We start from the raw sequence: 16,164 nt of genomic DNA on the forward strand, positions 1-16,164 counted from the left end.
CGCTGCAATCAAAAAGATTGGCTGACATAGCGCAAAGCGCACTCGAAGACAGTCGAGCTGAGGTAAAAAATGCTAAGCGTAGGGAAAACGAGTCAGATAGAGAATTGAAAGCTGCGAACGAAGAGCGGCGGCAAGAAAATGATCGGACAGCTCATCGATGACAAATATTCCTTTTTCGTTTCACAATCAATACGCGTGTGATAAATGCTGTAGAGTATTCAATTTCTAATGTTAGAACCATCAATTAAATGTCATTTGCAGCCCTTGCAAAATCGATCTTTATAAACATGGAAAATGCAGCGGAGAACTTATCACTTTTGTTACACAGAATTACTTGTAGAATTCCTAATGTTGAACATCTGAATCAGGGATGGCAGGAAATCTCTGAAAGCATTAACCTAATAAAAAAAGAGAATATAAAATCTGATAAATTGGATTTTAACGAAGTATTATTCAACATCGAAGTTAAAATACGCGAAGTAATGGATAGTTAACTCATTCACTCTTAACTTCGAATTTGTTTATGAACTTCTATCTTTGGAAATTGTCAATTCGCCATATGGAAAGGTTAATCATAAATATTCCAAACGCGAAAAGTATTTTGATTAAACAAATACTTAAGGTGCTCGTTGTAACCATGCAGCAGAAAATAAATCACAACCCTTGGCATATAGAAAGAAATTACTTGAGATTTCTATTTGGAGTGAGGAAGATTTGAAAGCTTTCGACGAGAGCAAAAACACATTCGAAAACTTACGTCCGGGTAACAATAAGTGATACAAGTATTGGTTTTACCCCTACGCCGACCTCGTAGCCTTCTCAATATCATCCCACATTTCATCCGGGATCATTTCAAGCCCGCTGAACTGGCCGGCACCCTGCAACCACTCACCGCCATCAATAGTAATTACCTCGCCATTGATATAGCCCGAAAAATCAGACACCAAAAAGGCAGCGAGGTTTGCCAGCTCCTGGTGTTCGCCTACACGTTTAAGCGGCACCCTGTTTTTAAAATCAAACTTTTGGGCCATGTCTCCCGGCAACAGCCTTTCCCATGCACCTTTGGTTGGAAATGGGCCCGGCGCAATGGCATTGGCACGAATACCATGCCTGCCCCACTCAACGGCTAAAGACCTTGTCATGGCCAGCACACCACCCTTCGCACAGGCCGAGGGCACGACATAAGCCGAACCTGTAAAAGCATAAGTGGTTATGATATTCAGAATGTTTCCGGGCATTTTCTCCTTGATCCAATATTTGCCCAAAGCCAGCGAGCAATTAGCCGAGCCTTTTAAAACAATATCGATAATAGCCGAAAACGCGTTTGCCGATAAACGCTCCGTAGGCGAAATAAAATTACCTGCCGCGTTATTCAACAGTGCATCAACCTGCCCAAATGTTTCAATAGCTTGTTGCAGCATTGCTTCAACCTCGTCGTACTTCCGCACGTCGCAGGATATTGGCAATACTTTGCGCCCGGTTTCGGTTTCCATTTCGGCAGCAGTTTGTTGCAGCACATCCAATTTGCGGCTGGTAATTACCAGGTTAGCACCCAAATGCAAAAAGTAAGTCCCCATTGCTTTACCTAAACCTGTTCCGCCGCCGGTTACAATGATGGTTTTTCCTTTTAAAGCATCATCTCTTAACATTCCACCAGCAGTTGCGGGATTATGGTTTGCGGCATTATTTGAAGTTGTCGGATCAGTCATCATCAATTATTTAACAGCTGTATTCTTTGATTTTAAATTCTGGATCATCATTTGCAGGCCTTGCCTGGTTTCGGGTGCCCACCATTGCTTCAGCATCTTATCGAGCGTGTCGGTTTGGTCGGCCTTTAGTTTCCCTATCAACTCTTTTCGCAAATTCAATTTACTTTCCGTCCAGGTAACAGGGTTCAATTTCATAAAAGCTGTTACTTTTTCTATTGCAGCGTTCATTAACCTATCCGGTGAAACTACTTCATCGATAAGCCCGGCTTCTAAAGCTTCGTTTACCTTAAGCAGCTTCCCTTCCATCAAATATTGATAAGCTTTACGCTGGCCAAGCCAAAATGCATATAAGCTAAAAACACTATCAGGAACGATAATACCAACCGGAACTTCATTTAAGCCGATGATAAATGCTCCTTCAATCATCACCCGATAATCGCAGCAAATAGCTAATATGCAGCCGCCCGCCGGGCTGTGACCACTAATGGCAGCTACCAAAGGTTTCCTGAAAGCGGCTAAAGTATTTTGTAACGCCAAAAAATCCACCCAAAATTGGCGGCTTTGCGCTTCATCATAATCATAAGCCTCAATCAGGTCGATCCCCGACGAAAAAAAGCCTTCCTTGCCGGTTAAGATAACCCCGCCCACGTTATCATCATGCTCCAATGTTTTGATACAGGCCGCCAGCTCTTTAACCATTTCATGATTAATGGCATTTGACCGGCCCCTATCAAGCGAAATTGTAACCAGCCTGCCCTGTATTGTTGTTTGAAATGTATTCATCAATTAATTTACAAGAGTTGGATCCTCACTTACTTCGCAGGGATACATTTTATCTATTTCGGTTTTGTATTTTTCGGTGATCACCTTTCGCTTCATTTTTCCGGTTGGCGTCAGTTCACCGCTATCTATCGACCATTCGTTGGGGAGCAAGGTTATCTTCTTCACCTGTTCAACATGGTTAAATTCTGGGTTATAGTTATTGATAATGGATTGATAAAGCTCAATAACCTTCGCATTTTTAGCCAATTCACTATTGGATGAAAAAGTGATGTCATTTTCCTTACACCAGGGTTTTAAATGGGTGTAAGAAGGTACAATGAGCGCCGCGACAAATTTCTTTTCCGCACCAACAACCATCATCTGTTCAATAAAATAATTTTCCTTCATCTTATTTTCGATGGGTAGCGGGGCCACGTATTTACCGCCCGAGGTTTTAAAGATCTCTTTTTTACGGTCTGTTATTTTCAGGAACGAATCCTGGTCCAGTTCGCCTATATCCCCGGTATGAAACCAGCCGTCTTCCAGTACCTCGGCCGTTAGTTCGGGGTTTTTATAATAGCCCAGCATCACATTAGGGCCTTTGCAAAGGATCTCGCCATCAGGAGCTATCTTCACATGCACACCGCTCAGCAAACGACCTACGGTACCAAATTTCCTCCCGCTTTTTTCATAACAGTTAACAGCAATTACAGGCGAGGTTTCGGTAAGCCCATAACCTTCCATAATAACAATATTAGCTGCGGTAAAAATTCTTTCCAGTTTTATGGGGCAGGCCGAACTCCCAACTACTATGGCCTTTATATTTCCGCCTATAGCAGCACGCCATTTGCTGTAAACCAATTTATCGGCTATGGCCAGTTTGATCTTATACGGCAGGCTGGTATTATTAATTTCATAAGCTTCGGCCAGTTTTACCGACCAGAAAAAGATCTTCCTTTTAATACCGGTTAATTTCTGCCCCTGCACCATAATTTTTTCAAATACTTTTTCGAGCAAGCGGGGCACGGCTGTAAAAAGTGAAGGCTTTACCTCTTTCATATTTGCGCCTATGGTGTCCATACTTTCGGCGTAATAAATAGAAAAACCGTAGTATAGATAAACATAGGTACACATCTTTTCAAAAATGTGGTTCAGTGGCAAAAAACTCAAAGCACGTTTTTCTGTAACGGGGATCCGGCTAAGAATGTCGCCGGATGCCGAGGCGTTGGTCATGATGTTTTTATGCGTAAGCATTACCCCTTTTGGCCTGCCCGTAGTGCCCGAAGTATAAATGATGGTTGCCACATCATCTTCGGTGATCTGATCATTTATCTGCTGTATTTTTTGCTGATAACCTTCTTGTAAAGGCTTAAGCAATGTACCCCAATAATCACAGCCATCGATGTTATCGAAAGTAAATATGCCTTTTAACGAGGGGATATTTAAATGAACTTCCTTAACCTTATCGCATAAATCTTTGCTGCTTACAAATACATATTTCACTCCGGCCTCGTTCAGGATCTGCTCAATTTCTTTAGTGCCTGTATTAGGGTATAGCGGGACCAGTATGGCGCCTGTTTGCTGTACTGCCAGATCGGTTATGATCCACTCGGGCCTGCCGTTGCTTATCAAACCTATTTTATCGCGGCCTTCGGTAGTGCCGTCACCGCCCGAAACGCCCAGGGCCAACAGGGCTGCGGATAGCTGGTTGATCATGGCATGCACTTCTTGGGTGCTGTATGACCGCCAGGAACCATTCTCCTTCGCATTCAAAAGATCCACCTTAGGCTCCTTAGCCTGGGTAATCATGCAATCAAACAATCTTGTCGCCTTTTCCATGCTTGCAATGGTTTAGATAAAGGTAAATTCCTATAACATTTCAAATACACCCGCCGCGCCCTGCCCGGTGCCTACACACATGGTAACCATGCCATACTTTTTCTCCCGTCGTTTCAATTCGTTAAAAAGCTGAACAGAAAGTTTAGCCCCGGTACAGCCAAGCGGATGACCAAGGGATATGGCACCGCCGTTTACATTTACAATGTCGGGATTAAGCTCCAACCCTTTTATTATGGCCAATGATTGTGAAGCAAAAGCCTCATTCAATTCTATCAGCTCAATATCCTGTTGTTTCATCCCGGCCATTTTCAACACTTTGGGGATAGCCACCAGCGGACCTATCCCCATGATCCGCGGCGGCACACCTGCAACGGCGTAATTAACCAGCCGGGCTATGGGTTTAAGGTTGTTCTGTTTCATAAAACGTTCGCTAACCACCATGACAAAGGCCGCCCCATCACTGGTTTGTGACGAATTGCCGGCAGTTACCACGCCCTTTGCATCAAATACCGGTTTAAGCTTTGCCAGCGCGTCAATTGAGGTATCGCTGCGCGGACCTTCATCCGTATCTACCTTAAACTCTCTTTTCGCTTTTTTGCCGCTCTCATCTACATAGGTTTCCACAATATTTACCGGCGCTATTTCATCTTTAAACTTGCCTTCTTTAATAGCGTTGATGGCTTTTTGATGTGAATTGTAGGCAAACTGGTCCTGCTCTTCGCGGCCAATATGATATTCTTTAGCTACAGCTTCGGCAGTAAGGCCCATGCCCCAGTAATAATCGGGATGGGCAAGGGCAATATCGGCGTTAGGAACAATGCGCCAGCCCCCCATCGGGATCAGGCTCATACTTTCCACACCGCCCGCGATAATACAATCGGCAATGCCGCTGTGTATTTTTGCTGATGCTATCGCAATTGTTTCCAACCCCGACGAGCAATAGCGGTTCACCGTCATACCGGGTACTTTATCGGTATCAAGCGCCATTAATGAAATCAGCCTCGCAACATTCAATCCCTGTTCGGCTTCGGGTGTAGCATTGCCTACAATTACATCATCAATCTGCTCTTTATCAACATTAGGCACCGATGCCAGCAGATGCCTGATCACATCTGCCGCAAGCGTATCCGGACGGGTAAACCTAAACCCGCCCCGGGTAGCTTTTCCAACAGCGCTGCGGCTGGCTGCCACTATATATGCGTTCATTTTATTGAGATTTTATACTTAAAAAAATTAGTTCCTTAACACTTTTCCGCCGGTTAAAATGGATTGGATCCGTTCAAGCGTTTTCTTTTCGGTACAAAGCGAAACAAAGGCTTCACGTTCCAACCCCAGCAAATATTCCTCGCTCACTATGGAAGGCTGGGACAGATCGCCGCCCGAAAGCACATAAGCCAGTTTCTGCGAAATTTTCACATCGTGCTCGCTTATGTAATTACCGCTGTACATGGTATTTGCCCCTACATAACCTAAACCCAGGGCCTGCTTACCCAGCACTCTGATATCTCCGCGCGGAATAGGCTGTATGTACCCTTCGTTCGCCATCTGCAGGCATTGTTGTTTGGCTTCGGCAAGTAACCGCTCGCGGGATACCACAACAACGTCCCTACCCTTTTTAAGATAGCCAAATTCAAAAGCCTCATAAGCCGAAGTGGATACTTTTGCCTGGCCGATGGTTAAAAAACGGTCACGGAAATTATTGAGTTCTACGTCACCTTCCTGTAGTTCGTCTGAAAGGCGCAGGGCAAACTCTTTCGTTCCTCCACCTCCGGGAATCAAACCAACACCAAACTCAACCAAACCCATATACAGTTCGGCATGAGCTACCACTTTATCAGCATGCAGGCACATTTCGCAGCCACCACCCAGGGCCATTTGATGAGGCGCTATCACCACCGGGATCGATGAATAACGGATGCGCATCATCGTATTCTGGAAGGCTTTGATCACGATATTGAGTTCATCAAACTCCTGCTCAACAGCCATCATAAATATCATACCCACATTGGCCCCGGCACTGAAATTGGCCCCTTCGTTTGAGATCACCAGGCCTTTGTAGCTTGCTTCGGCAAGAGTGATAGCTTTATTTATACCTTCAATCACCTCGCCGCCTATCGTGTTCATTTTGGTATGAAATTCAAGGTTCAAAATACCATCACCAATATCGGTAATGGTAGTACCGCTGTTTTTCCACACGGTATTTGTTTCCCGGATATTGTTAAGCAAAATAAGCCCCTCGGTACCGGGAATCACCTGGTAGCTTTTCGATGGGATATCATAATACAAGCGTTTGCCATCTTCTATTTTATAAAAGCTTTTTGCACCTGCCGCAAGCATGTCATATACCCATTGGGCCGGTTTGTGCCCTGCTGCTTCCATGGCTTTTACCGTCTCCTCAACACCAAGCGCGTCCCATTTTTCAAAAGGGCCCAGCTCCCAGCCAAAGCCTGCATTGGTGGCAGCATCTATTTTATAAAGCTCGTCGGCTATTTCGGGGATGCGGTTACCGGCATAGGCAAATAACTGGTAAAAGGTAGCGCGGTAAAAATCGCCGGCTTTGTCTTTTGCCGCAACCAGGATCCTGAGCCTATCTTTTAAGTTATCAACCGCCTTTGTAGTTTCAAGCGAAGCGAATTTTACTTTTTGAGAGGGCTTGTACTCAAGCGTTTTCAGATCGAGCGCATAAAACTGGTTTCCACCTTCGCCTTTTTCTTTCTTATAAAACCCCTGGCCGGTTTTGCTGCCCAGCCAGTTATTTTTTAGCATTCCCTCAACAAATGAAGGAATTTTGAATAATTCCCTTGCCTCATCATCAGGAGCGTTTTTGTAAAGACCGTTGGCAACGTGTACCATCGTATCTAAACCTACCACATCATTGGTGCGGAAGGTGGCCGATTTTGGGTGACCTATTACCGGCCCTGTCAATTTATCAACCTCTTCCACCGTCATGCCGGTTTGCTGCACATAATGCAGCACACTCATAATGCTGAAAACCCCGATGCGGTTACCGATAAATGCCGGCGTATCTTTGGCTAACACTGTAGTTTTTCCCAGGTATTTTGCGCCATAATCCATCAAAAAACCCACAACGCCCGCTAACGTATCTTTTGTGGGAATAATTTCCAGTAGTTTTAAATACCGGGGAGGATTAAAGAAATGGCTTCCACAGAAATATTTTTTAAAGTCATCGCTCCTGCCTTCTGCCATTAAATGTATCGGGATACCGGATGTATTGGAAGTGATCAGCGTGCCGGGTTTCCGGTATTTTTCTACTGTTTCAAACACATGTTGTTTTATATCCAGCCGTTCAACTACTACCTCTATCACCCAGTCGCAATCCGCAATTTTGGGCATATCATCTTCAAAATTGCCGGTTATGATACGTTTTGCGAATGATTTAAGGTAGATGGGCGAGGGGTTTGACTTTAACGCGAAGTCCAGCGCGTCATTAACAATTTTATTCCGCGCTTTTTTATCTTCCGGGGCATCCTTGGGTACAATATCAAGCAACAGTACCTGTACGCCGATATTTGCAAAGTGGCAGGCGATACGACTGCCCATTACTCCCGACCCCAATACTGCAACCTTTTTTATAATTCGTTTAGCATTCATTAGTATCTGCTTGTGTTATTAAAACTCTTTATCTTTAGTTTACTCTGCCCGCGACCAGGTTGTTGTCCGCCCGAAAAGCGAAATACCAATGTATCCGCGGATATCCAGGGTTTTACCTTTATAGGTCATTTTACAGGAGTACGTTTTGCCGTTATTAGGATCGTAAATTGTTCCGCCCGAGTATTTGTTATCCCCATCTTTCACAAAATCAGCCAGTACGGGTAATCCCAGCCTCGGCCTTGAACGCAATTTTTCGTCACTATTCATTTCGTCAACTTTCGGCTTCCCATCTTTTAATGGTTCCTTAAGCCATACCACCTTACCATAAAATTTACCGTTGCTTTCTTTAGTGATCTGGATTTTGGCGGTTTTTACATCGTTGTACCATAAACCTTCAATTTTATCGGTTTGCGCTTTTGCGTTGATGCTTGCCGCCACAATGGTTAGCAGGATTAATACAAAACGGGTGAAATGTTTTTTTGATGCTGACATTGCCTTAGGTGTTTTTTATAGTTAAAAACAAGTCGGTTTTTAGGTCATCTGTCGCACTTACCCAATATCAATACGGGTATTGGAAGCCACCTAAAAAGAGACAGAGTAGAATTATAAAATGGTTTATATAAAGCTAAAAGCAGCATGCACAAGGCTTAAAGCTAATAGCCTGGTTATTATTATTTAATTATCTATGTGAATTAATAGATTCTAATCATATCCCCGATACCGGGATGGTTTATAATAACAAATATCTATTTCTGCGGTGCTTTATAAAGGTCTAAACGGCGGAAACATTTGTCAATATTTCGGAATTAAAGTTAGCTGGTTTTATTTGATAATTGCGTTACAAGCTGGATATATTGCTGCATGGCATGATCGGCGGTAGTGCCCTTCTGTTTTAGCCAGGCATCATATTTTGCTTTAGCTACAAAATCAAACATACCCGGAGGGTTTTCTATATTTATATCGCCTTCCGTTGCTTGCTTATATAAACTGTACAGCCGTAATAATGTTTCATTATCAGGTTTTGAGGGTAGTTCCTTACTCTCTTTAACGGCCCTTTCAAAAGTGCCTTTCAGATCGGTCATAGATAAATTATTTAAAGCTAAAAGCAGAAGGCATAAAGCCCAAAGCTTATAAACTGATATTCAACACTATTTAATTATTTCAGGCTGGATTGGCCTCTTCCACATAATCGCTGCTCCGGGGCGCCTTCATAAACATCTGGCTTAGTTTTGAAGGCAATACGGCCAGCTTACGCTTTTCCATATCTATCCATGAACCTTCGGCATTTACGATTGCGGCTTTAACACCGTCGCCCCGGTACAGCTCATGCCTGATTGCCCAGCGGGAACCATCAGGCCTGGATTTGGTAAGCTGGCAGGTTACCCTGATCTGCTCATTGATCCCGATCTCTCTCAGGTAAATCATTTCTTCCCTGAATAATACAGGCCCTATTTTGTATTCATAAAGTGTAGGCAGTTTTAAACCCAGGCTTTCAAGCATGGTGATGCGTGCCTGTGCTGCAAGATCGGCATATGCAGAATGCCGCATGTGCTGGTTCGAGTCTATCTGCGACCACAGCACCTGTCCTTCATAAAAAAACTCCATAGCCCTGATTATTTATTGATGATGTTCCTTAAACTTTTTTACAGCAGCAGTCAGTCGTGGCAGAATCTCCAACGCGTCACCAACTACACCATAATTGGCTGCTTTAAAAAATGGGGCTTCGGGATCTTTATTGATCACTACAATAGTTTTTGAACCGTTAACCCCCGCCAGGTGTTGGATAGCTCCGGATATTCCCACCGCTATATACAGATTTGGACGAACGGTGCCACCTGTTTGGCCCACATGTTCGTGATGCGGTCGCCAGTGCGAATCGGCTACCGGGCGCGAGCAGGCCGTAGCGGCGCCCAGTTCTTTCGCCAGGTCTTCCAGTATGCCCCAGTTTTCCGGGCCTTTTAAACCTCTGCCTCCCGAAACAACCAGCTCGGCATCGGCAAGCGGTACCTCGCCGGTTACTTTATTTACCGATTTTATTTTTACGCCAAAATCCTTTTCGCTAAAGCTTACATCCAGTTGCACAACAACCGCCTTACCCTCCTGCTTTTGAGGTGGGAATGTGTTAGGCATCAGCATAATCACCTTTACGTCGCTTAAAATGTTTACATAGGCAAATGCCTTGCCCGAAAACACGGCCTTTTTGATCACGAATCCTTTGTCCAGATCAGGATACGAAAGTGCACCCGCCACCAGTCCCGCTTTTAATTTTATAGCTACCCGCGGTGCCACAGCCCTGCCCTTAATATCATGAAGGGTTATGATTACTTTACTATTCTCCTTTTGCGCTGCGGCTATTAAGGCGCCGGCATAGGCCCTTGAATGTAACTCGTCCAACCGGCTATCGGCAACGTGCAGCACTTTTTGAGCACCATACTGGCCAAGGTTTTCCATTTCGGCAACTGCAACGCTGCCTAAAGCAAGCGCGGTTACCGTGGTTCCCATTTTTTTGGCTATCTGAGCGGCATATTGCACGGCCTCAAAACTTTGTTTTTTTATAATTCCTTCGGTATGTTCTACCAATACTATTACAGACATTTTTTATTTTTTTAGTTAGATACTACAGCTCGCACATCATGGGTGTTCGGAAGATACAGATCAGTTGTAAATGTTGGTTTAAAAAGCAATGTCATTGCGAGGAGGAACGACGAAGCAATCTCGTAGCTATACAGATCGGACATGCATTGGCTACGAGATTGCCGCGCTACGCTCGCAATGACATATTTTTTAGAGGTAATTTCATCTTCCAAACATCTGTGGTGCGCACACCGGGTAATAAATATGATTATTAAATAACCTTAGCCTCGGTATGCAGCAGCTGCACCAATTCATCCATATCATCCGGGCTTACCAGCTTGATACCGGCCTTGGCAGGCGGCAATTCATATGACAGTATTTCGGTTACAGCAGTTATTCCTGAAGGCGTAATGACCTTTAACGGACGCGTACGTGCCGCCATGATACCGCGCATATTGGGAATGCGAGCTTCGGCAACACCTTTCTGGCAGGAAATAACCAGCGGTAAATTACAGGCATCTGTTTCTTCACCGCTTTCTATTTCACGATTTATCACAGCAGCATTGGCCTCTATGCTGATCCCGGTTGCAAAACCAATGTAATCGAGATCAAGCAATTCGGCCAGCATGGTGCCGGTAGTTCCGTTATTGTAATCGATAGACTCTTTGCCGCATAAAATAAGGTCATAACCAACCCCGGCAGCATATTCGGCTATATAATGAGCCGTTTCATAAGGATCATTGCTCTCTGCATCAATGCGGATGGCTTCGTCGCCGCCCAACGCTAATGCTTTCCTGATCACGGGCTCAACATCGGCCTTACCTACGGTTACCAAATGAATTTCGGTGGCGATACCGCTTTCTTTTAATTCGATAGCCCTAATCAACGCGTACCATTCATCATACGGGTTGATCACATAAGTAACACCATCGCTGTTAACCGAGGTATTGTTATTTTTCAATACAATTTTGGTGCTGGTATCCGGCACCTGGCTTATACACACTAATATTCTCATTATTAGATTTTTGTTTTTTAGGTTGATATTATTCGGAAAATAACAGCGGGATCGTCGTTATTGGCGTTTAACGTAAAAGGCAGGGGATTGTGCGATTCCCCTCTTGAGAGGGGTGGAGGGGTGTGTCTCTGCTTTGATAAGCATACAGCATAAACACACCCCTGCTATCACTCGTTCCTTCGCGCCCCCTCTCAAGAGGGGATTTTTTTTAGCTTAAATGCAGCACTAAAAACAATATTTATTTTCAGCAATCAATTTTGAAGCGATATTTCTGCGTGCCTGGGTAGTATTAATATCTTCGGTTTTGGTGAAACGCTTAAGTCCCATGAGCATCATCCTTCTTTCATCGCCTTCGGCAAATGAGTTCAGTGCTTCTTTACCCGATTTGGCAATATGTTCGGCCGCGTCATTGATGTACACCCGCATCATGTCCAGTTGTTCTTTACAGGCTTCTTCGCCCCTTAAGCCAACCAATTTCTCTACCCTCAATTGCAGCGATTCGCTTACATAAAGCTCTATCAGCATATCGGCCAGGTTCATCAATACTTCCTGCTCTTTGCTCAATTGCATCATTAGTTTTTGAACAGCGCTACCGGCTACCATCAATATGGCCTTTTTAAAATTGGCTATGTATTTCTTTTCTTTAGTAAACAGGCCATCTTCTTCCGTTGCGCCAATATCGGGGATGCTCATCAATTCACCGGCTACTTTCTGGGCTGGCCCCATCAGGTCAAGCTCACCCTTCATGGCACGTTTCAGCATCATATCAACGGTTAACAACCTGTTGATTTCATTGGTGCCCTCAAAGATCCGGTTGATTCTGGAATCGCGGTACGACCTATCCATCGGCGCCTCTGCGCTATAGCCCATGCCACCGTAAATCTGCACACCTTCGTCAGTTACATAATCTAAAACCTCCGAAGCATGAACTTTTAGGATCGCTGCTTCGATGGCAAATTGCTCAGTCCCTTTCAGCTTGGCTTTGTTTTCATCAAGGCCCGAGGCGATTAACATTTCTGTAGCCTCCTCCATATTCTGACTGGCCCTGTACACGGCCGATTCTGCCGCGTAAGTACGGATAGCCTGTTCGGCCAGTTTATATTTTATCGCTCCGTATTTGGAAATAGCGCGACCGAACTGCTCCCGCTCATTGGCGTAACGTACCGATGAGGTGATCACATCCTTACTGGCCCCAACGGTGCCGCCGCCTAATTTGATACGGCCAAGATTCAGGATATTAACGGCTATCTTAAACCCATTCTGCCTTTCAGAAAGGAGGTTTTCAACCGGCACTTTGCAATCATTAAAAAAAACCTGCCGTGTTGAGCTGCCTTTGATACCCATTTTATGCTCTTCCGTATTGAGCGAAAGACCTTCAAAATCCTTTTCAACAATAAACGCGCTCAGGTTTTCATCATCATCTATTTTGGCGAAAACGGTAAACACATCGGCAAAACCGGCATTGGTGATCCACATTTTTTGCCCGGTGATGAGATAGTACTTGCCATCAGCAGAAAGTTTTGCCCTGGTTTTACCCGAATTGGCATCTGAACCTGCAGCCGGTTCAGTAAGGCAATAAGCTCCTTTCCATTCACCGCTGGCCAGTTTAGGGATATATTTTTGCTTTTGTGCATCATTACCATAATATAATATAGGCATGGTGCCTATACCCGTATGCGCCGAAAAAGCAACCGAAAATGAATGCCCTGCACCTAACTTTTCAGTAACGAGCATGGCAGTTTTAAAATCTTTACCAAAACCGCCATATTCTTCGGGCACGGAGATGCCTAACAATCCAAGCGCGCCTGCCTCGTCCATTAAATGACGCATTAACCCCTCCTCCTGCTCGTCAATACGCTGAAGGTTTGGTGTTACCTGCTGTGCCAAAAAATTGGTACATGTTTCGGCGATCATCAACTGCTCTTCATTCCATTCTTCAGGAATAAAAACGCTTTCCGCGGAAGTCTCCCTGATCAGAAACTCCCCTCCTTTTATGGCTTTCATCGGTTCTGTGGCATTCATAAAGTTTTTTGGTTTATAATCAGGAGTAAAATTAGAGGCATTATGAAGCCAAAGAAAGGGCAGCAATGCGGAGATATTAGTCAAAAAGTCGGAAAGAAGAGGGGATATGGGAGGGTGGAAAAAGGTTGTTGGTGTCCGAAACGTGAAGATCGACTGGGAATGATGGTTTAAAAACCCATGTCATAGCGAGGAGGAACGACGAAGCAATCTCGTAGCTATACAGACGGACATGCATTGGCTACGAGATTGCCACGCTGCGCTCAATGACATATTTTTTTATTACTTAATTAACTAATAAACATTCAATGCGCAGATATCGCCCTATAATCAGAAGGCGACATGCCGGTATGTTTCTTAAAATATTTACCAAACGAAGATTGGTCTGGGAAATGGATGCTCTCGGCCGCGCGTGCAATGCTGATCTCATGATTTCGCAGTAATACTTTGGCTTCCAATATTACCGCGTCGTCTATCCATTCCCCCGCGGTTCTCCCGGTTACTTCCTTAATGGTTTCGGTTAAATGTTTGGGAGATACATACAGCGCGTCGGCATAGTATTGCACGCTCCGATGTTCTTTATAATGATGGAAAATGAGGGATTGGAAAAGCACGTTTAGTTCCTGTTTCCTGGTTTGTTTACCTTTTATTATCAGGTGTTGCTTTTCGTAAATGGCCTGTATTTCATAAAGCAGTGTCATCAAAATGCTCCTGGATATTTCAACATCATAAGGATGCCCTTCGCGCGCTAATTTTTGCTGGATCAATAAATAAATTTCCAGAATCATTTTGGCATCGGCATTGCCCGGATAAATTACCGGGATAGATGCGCTGTTAAAATAACTGAATGATTCAAGGAAATGGCTATTGGCGTTATTTTCGATTAAAAAGGCTTTGCTGAAAACAACAAACCGGCATAAAAAATCGGCACTGCTATCGTAAATCCTCAAAACATGAAAGGGGGTTGCCAGAAGCATGGCATCCGGCCGGGCATCATAAACCTGCAGGTTTACTTCTACTTTGGCTGTGCCCCTGGTACAAATGCCTATAATATAACCGTCCGAACGATAAGGATATTCGCTCAGGCTCAATAATTGCTTTTCGTCAACAACAAAAAAATCGGCACCAGCCAGCTTGTCTGCATAAAGATCTGCAAATTTCGACAGGCTTAATTGTCCAACTTTATTATTCATATAGTTTAGATATATAATTTTAACTATTGTATTTATTAAAGACGGTTGTAAAGCAATTTTCTTATCTGATATTAAAAATAAGCTTTATCCGACTTTTTGACTAATATCTCCGCATTATAGCCCTTTTTTTCTTTTTAATCCAAACTAATTTTATCCCTGACAGTTTCAAATTGTAACCTACAAGCAATTTCCTGTCACGAACCAATTATATTTTTATGAGAAAAATTCTACTATTGGTGCTCACCGCAGCACCGCTGTTAGCTTTTTCCCAGGGATTCCAGGTGAACCTTGGGGGGCAAAAGCAAATAGGAATGGGCCATACAGGTACGGGTATCGTACAGGATGGCGCTTCCGTATTTTTTAACCCGGGCGCGGTAGCCATGCTGCCCGAAAATTACATACAGGGAGGAATAAGCCCTTTACTGTTCAAATCTGTTTTCAACCCCGCAGGGACATCAATACAGGACCATACCTCTAATAAAGTTGCTACTCCGTTCCATGCTTATGCGGTATGGGGCCCTAAGTCTTCCTTCTGGAAACTTGGACTTGGCGTTTATACCCCTTTTGGCGGCTTAACCGACTGGGGCAATACCTGGCAGGGCAAATATGTGCTGGAAAGCCTCGACCTGAAAGCCATTTATATTCAACCAACACTAAGCATAAAACTGGCCGACTGGATTAGCGTCGGCGGAGGCTTCGTATATAACCATGGCAGCGTTGATCTGACGCGGGCCATTCCACTGGCAAACAGCAACGGCGACGCAGGCCAGGCCCGGTTGAAAGGCAGCGGTAAGGGCTACGGGTGGAACGCGGGCGTTTACTTCAAAACGGAAGCAGGTATTACCATAGGGATCACACACCGGTCGCAGGTAAATACCACAATTTCGGCAGGGAACGCTATTTTTACTGTGCCTGCATCGCTGCAAAGCAATTTCCCTCAGCCCAATACCTTTAGTTCAACCATACCCCTACCAGCCACTAACTCCATCGGTTTCGGCTTTTACCCCAGCAGCAAATGGATATTGGCCCTGGATGTTAACCTTGTAAACTGGGATAGTTATAAAACGCTATCGTTTGATTATAAAAATAATACGGCTGTGTTACAGGACACCCACTCCGCCCGGAATTATCAACAGGCGTTTAGCTTACGCGGGGGCGCTCAATATAAGGCTACCGATAAACTGGCCCTGCGTTTTGGCGGCGGCTATGGCGGCACCGCTGTTTTAGATGGCTATGTAACCCCCGAAGCTCCGGATGCTAACCGGGTTTATGGTACCCTGGGCTTAGGTTATACCGTAGCCAAGCACCTCGATATAGATATCTCCTTTGAGTACGAGCACCTGATGCAACGCACCCAAACCAATATCGAATCGCAGCTATCGGGAACATTTAAAACCGATGTTTATATACCAGGTATCTCATTAGCCTATCATTGGTAATC

14 protein-coding genes are annotated in these 16,164 nt (G+C 44.5%); 2 read left to right on the top strand and 12 right to left on the bottom strand.

The features are described from left to right. Positions 1-287: 287 nt before the first annotated feature. Positions 288-494: a hypothetical protein gene (locus ACP26M_RS13685; RefSeq protein ID WP_426589677.1), complete on the top strand. Its 207-nt coding sequence runs from the start codon at positions 288-290 to the stop codon at positions 492-494. A 303-nt stretch (positions 495-797) separates the two neighbouring features. On the opposite strand, the gene ACP26M_RS13690 is transcribed toward ACP26M_RS13685, so the two are convergent. The 12 genes from ACP26M_RS13690 to ACP26M_RS13745 form a co-directional block, all read right to left on the bottom strand. Further along, a complete protein-coding gene (locus ACP26M_RS13690; RefSeq protein WP_426589726.1) occupies positions 798-1,709 on the bottom strand; it encodes an SDR family oxidoreductase in 912 nt (303 codons plus the stop codon). 6 nt (positions 1,710-1,715) lie between these two features. Next, positions 1,716-2,492, bottom strand: a complete 777-nt coding sequence (locus ACP26M_RS13695; protein WP_426589679.1) for an enoyl-CoA hydratase/isomerase family protein — start codon at positions 2,490-2,492, stop codon at positions 1,716-1,718. 3 nt (positions 2,493-2,495) lie between these two features. Continuing rightward, the gene (locus ACP26M_RS13700) at positions 2,496-4,310 is read right to left on the bottom strand and encodes an AMP-dependent synthetase/ligase (protein WP_426589681.1); all 1,815 of its coding nucleotides are present in this window, start codon (positions 4,308-4,310) and stop codon (positions 2,496-2,498) included. Between the two features lie 30 nt (positions 4,311-4,340). Beyond that, complete coding sequence (locus ACP26M_RS13705) at positions 4,341-5,516, bottom strand: acetyl-CoA C-acyltransferase (protein ID WP_426589683.1); 1,176 nt, start codon at positions 5,514-5,516, stop codon at positions 4,341-4,343. A 27-nt stretch (positions 5,517-5,543) separates the two neighbouring features. Next, positions 5,544-7,922, bottom strand: a complete 2,379-nt coding sequence (locus tag ACP26M_RS13710) for a 3-hydroxyacyl-CoA dehydrogenase/enoyl-CoA hydratase family protein (protein ID WP_426589685.1) — start codon at positions 7,920-7,922, stop codon at positions 5,544-5,546. A 39-nt stretch (positions 7,923-7,961) separates the two neighbouring features. Then, positions 7,962-8,414 (bottom strand): DUF2147 domain-containing protein, encoded by a 453-nt coding sequence (locus tag ACP26M_RS13715; protein WP_188833125.1) that lies wholly within the window; start codon positions 8,412-8,414, stop codon positions 7,962-7,964. A 320-nt stretch (positions 8,415-8,734) separates the two neighbouring features. Next, positions 8,735-9,004, bottom strand: a complete 270-nt coding sequence (locus ACP26M_RS13720) for an acyl-CoA-binding protein (protein WP_426580641.1) — start codon at positions 9,002-9,004, stop codon at positions 8,735-8,737. Between the two features lie 79 nt (positions 9,005-9,083). Then, the gene (locus ACP26M_RS13725) at positions 9,084-9,527 is read right to left on the bottom strand and encodes an acyl-CoA thioesterase (RefSeq protein ID WP_208057802.1); all 444 of its coding nucleotides are present in this window, start codon (positions 9,525-9,527) and stop codon (positions 9,084-9,086) included. A gap of 12 nt (positions 9,528-9,539) precedes the next feature. Continuing rightward, positions 9,540-10,517 (bottom strand): electron transfer flavoprotein subunit alpha/FixB family protein, encoded by a 978-nt coding sequence (locus ACP26M_RS13730; protein WP_426580642.1) that lies wholly within the window; start codon positions 10,515-10,517, stop codon positions 9,540-9,542. Positions 10,518-10,767: 250 nt separating this feature from the next. Further along, complete coding sequence (locus ACP26M_RS13735; protein WP_426580643.1) at positions 10,768-11,511, bottom strand: electron transfer flavoprotein subunit beta/FixA family protein; 744 nt, start codon at positions 11,509-11,511, stop codon at positions 10,768-10,770. 225 nt (positions 11,512-11,736) lie between these two features. Next, positions 11,737-13,533 (bottom strand): acyl-CoA dehydrogenase family protein, encoded by a 1,797-nt coding sequence (locus ACP26M_RS13740; RefSeq protein ID WP_426580644.1) that lies wholly within the window; start codon positions 13,531-13,533, stop codon positions 11,737-11,739. Between the two features lie 302 nt (positions 13,534-13,835). Next, positions 13,836-14,723: a helix-turn-helix domain-containing protein gene (locus ACP26M_RS13745; protein ID WP_112651847.1), complete on the bottom strand. Its 888-nt coding sequence runs from the start codon at positions 14,721-14,723 to the stop codon at positions 13,836-13,838. Between the two features lie 215 nt (positions 14,724-14,938). Between ACP26M_RS13745 and ACP26M_RS13750 the strand changes: the two genes are divergently transcribed. Next, on the top strand, positions 14,939-16,162 hold the full coding sequence (locus ACP26M_RS13750) for an OmpP1/FadL family transporter (RefSeq protein WP_426580645.1): 1,224 nt from the start codon (positions 14,939-14,941) through the stop codon (positions 16,160-16,162). Positions 16,163-16,164 lie beyond the last annotated feature (2 nt).

The organism is Mucilaginibacter sp. R-33, from assembly GCF_049949235.1.
GTDB lineage: Bacteria > Bacteroidota > Bacteroidia > Sphingobacteriales > Sphingobacteriaceae > Mucilaginibacter.

Excerpts from the sequence above, each read along its gene's own strand:
- ACP26M_RS13685 (WP_426589677.1), top strand. The coding sequence starts at position 288 with ATGGAAAATGCAGCGGAGAACTTATCACTTTTGTTACACAGAATTACT.
- ACP26M_RS13710 (WP_426589685.1), bottom strand. The coding sequence starts at position 7,922 with ATGAATGCTAAACGAATTATAAAAAAGGTTGCAGTATTGGGGTCGGGA.
- ACP26M_RS13740 (WP_426580644.1), bottom strand. The coding sequence starts at position 13,533 with ATGAATGCCACAGAACCGATGAAAGCCATAAAAGGAGGGGAGTTTCTG.
- ACP26M_RS13745 (WP_112651847.1), bottom strand. The coding sequence starts at position 14,723 with ATGAATAATAAAGTTGGACAATTAAGCCTGTCGAAATTTGCAGATCTT.
- ACP26M_RS13715 (WP_188833125.1), bottom strand. The coding sequence starts at position 8,414 with ATGTCAGCATCAAAAAAACATTTCACCCGTTTTGTATTAATCCTGCTA.
- ACP26M_RS13720 (WP_426580641.1), bottom strand. The coding sequence starts at position 9,004 with ATGACCGATCTGAAAGGCACTTTTGAAAGGGCCGTTAAAGAGAGTAAG.
- ACP26M_RS13695 (WP_426589679.1), bottom strand. The coding sequence starts at position 2,492 with ATGAATACATTTCAAACAACAATACAGGGCAGGCTGGTTACAATTTCG.
- ACP26M_RS13700 (WP_426589681.1), bottom strand. The coding sequence starts at position 4,310 with ATGGAAAAGGCGACAAGATTGTTTGATTGCATGATTACCCAGGCTAAG.
- ACP26M_RS13750 (WP_426580645.1), top strand. The coding sequence starts at position 14,939 with ATGAGAAAAATTCTACTATTGGTGCTCACCGCAGCACCGCTGTTAGCT.
- ACP26M_RS13705 (WP_426589683.1), bottom strand. The coding sequence starts at position 5,516 with ATGAACGCATATATAGTGGCAGCCAGCCGCAGCGCTGTTGGAAAAGCT.
- ACP26M_RS13735 (WP_426580643.1), bottom strand. The coding sequence starts at position 11,511 with ATGAGAATATTAGTGTGTATAAGCCAGGTGCCGGATACCAGCACCAAA.
- ACP26M_RS13725 (WP_208057802.1), bottom strand. The coding sequence starts at position 9,527 with ATGGAGTTTTTTTATGAAGGACAGGTGCTGTGGTCGCAGATAGACTCG.
- ACP26M_RS13690 (WP_426589726.1), bottom strand. The coding sequence starts at position 1,709 with ATGACTGATCCGACAACTTCAAATAATGCCGCAAACCATAATCCCGCA.
- ACP26M_RS13730 (WP_426580642.1), bottom strand. The coding sequence starts at position 10,517 with ATGTCTGTAATAGTATTGGTAGAACATACCGAAGGAATTATAAAAAAA.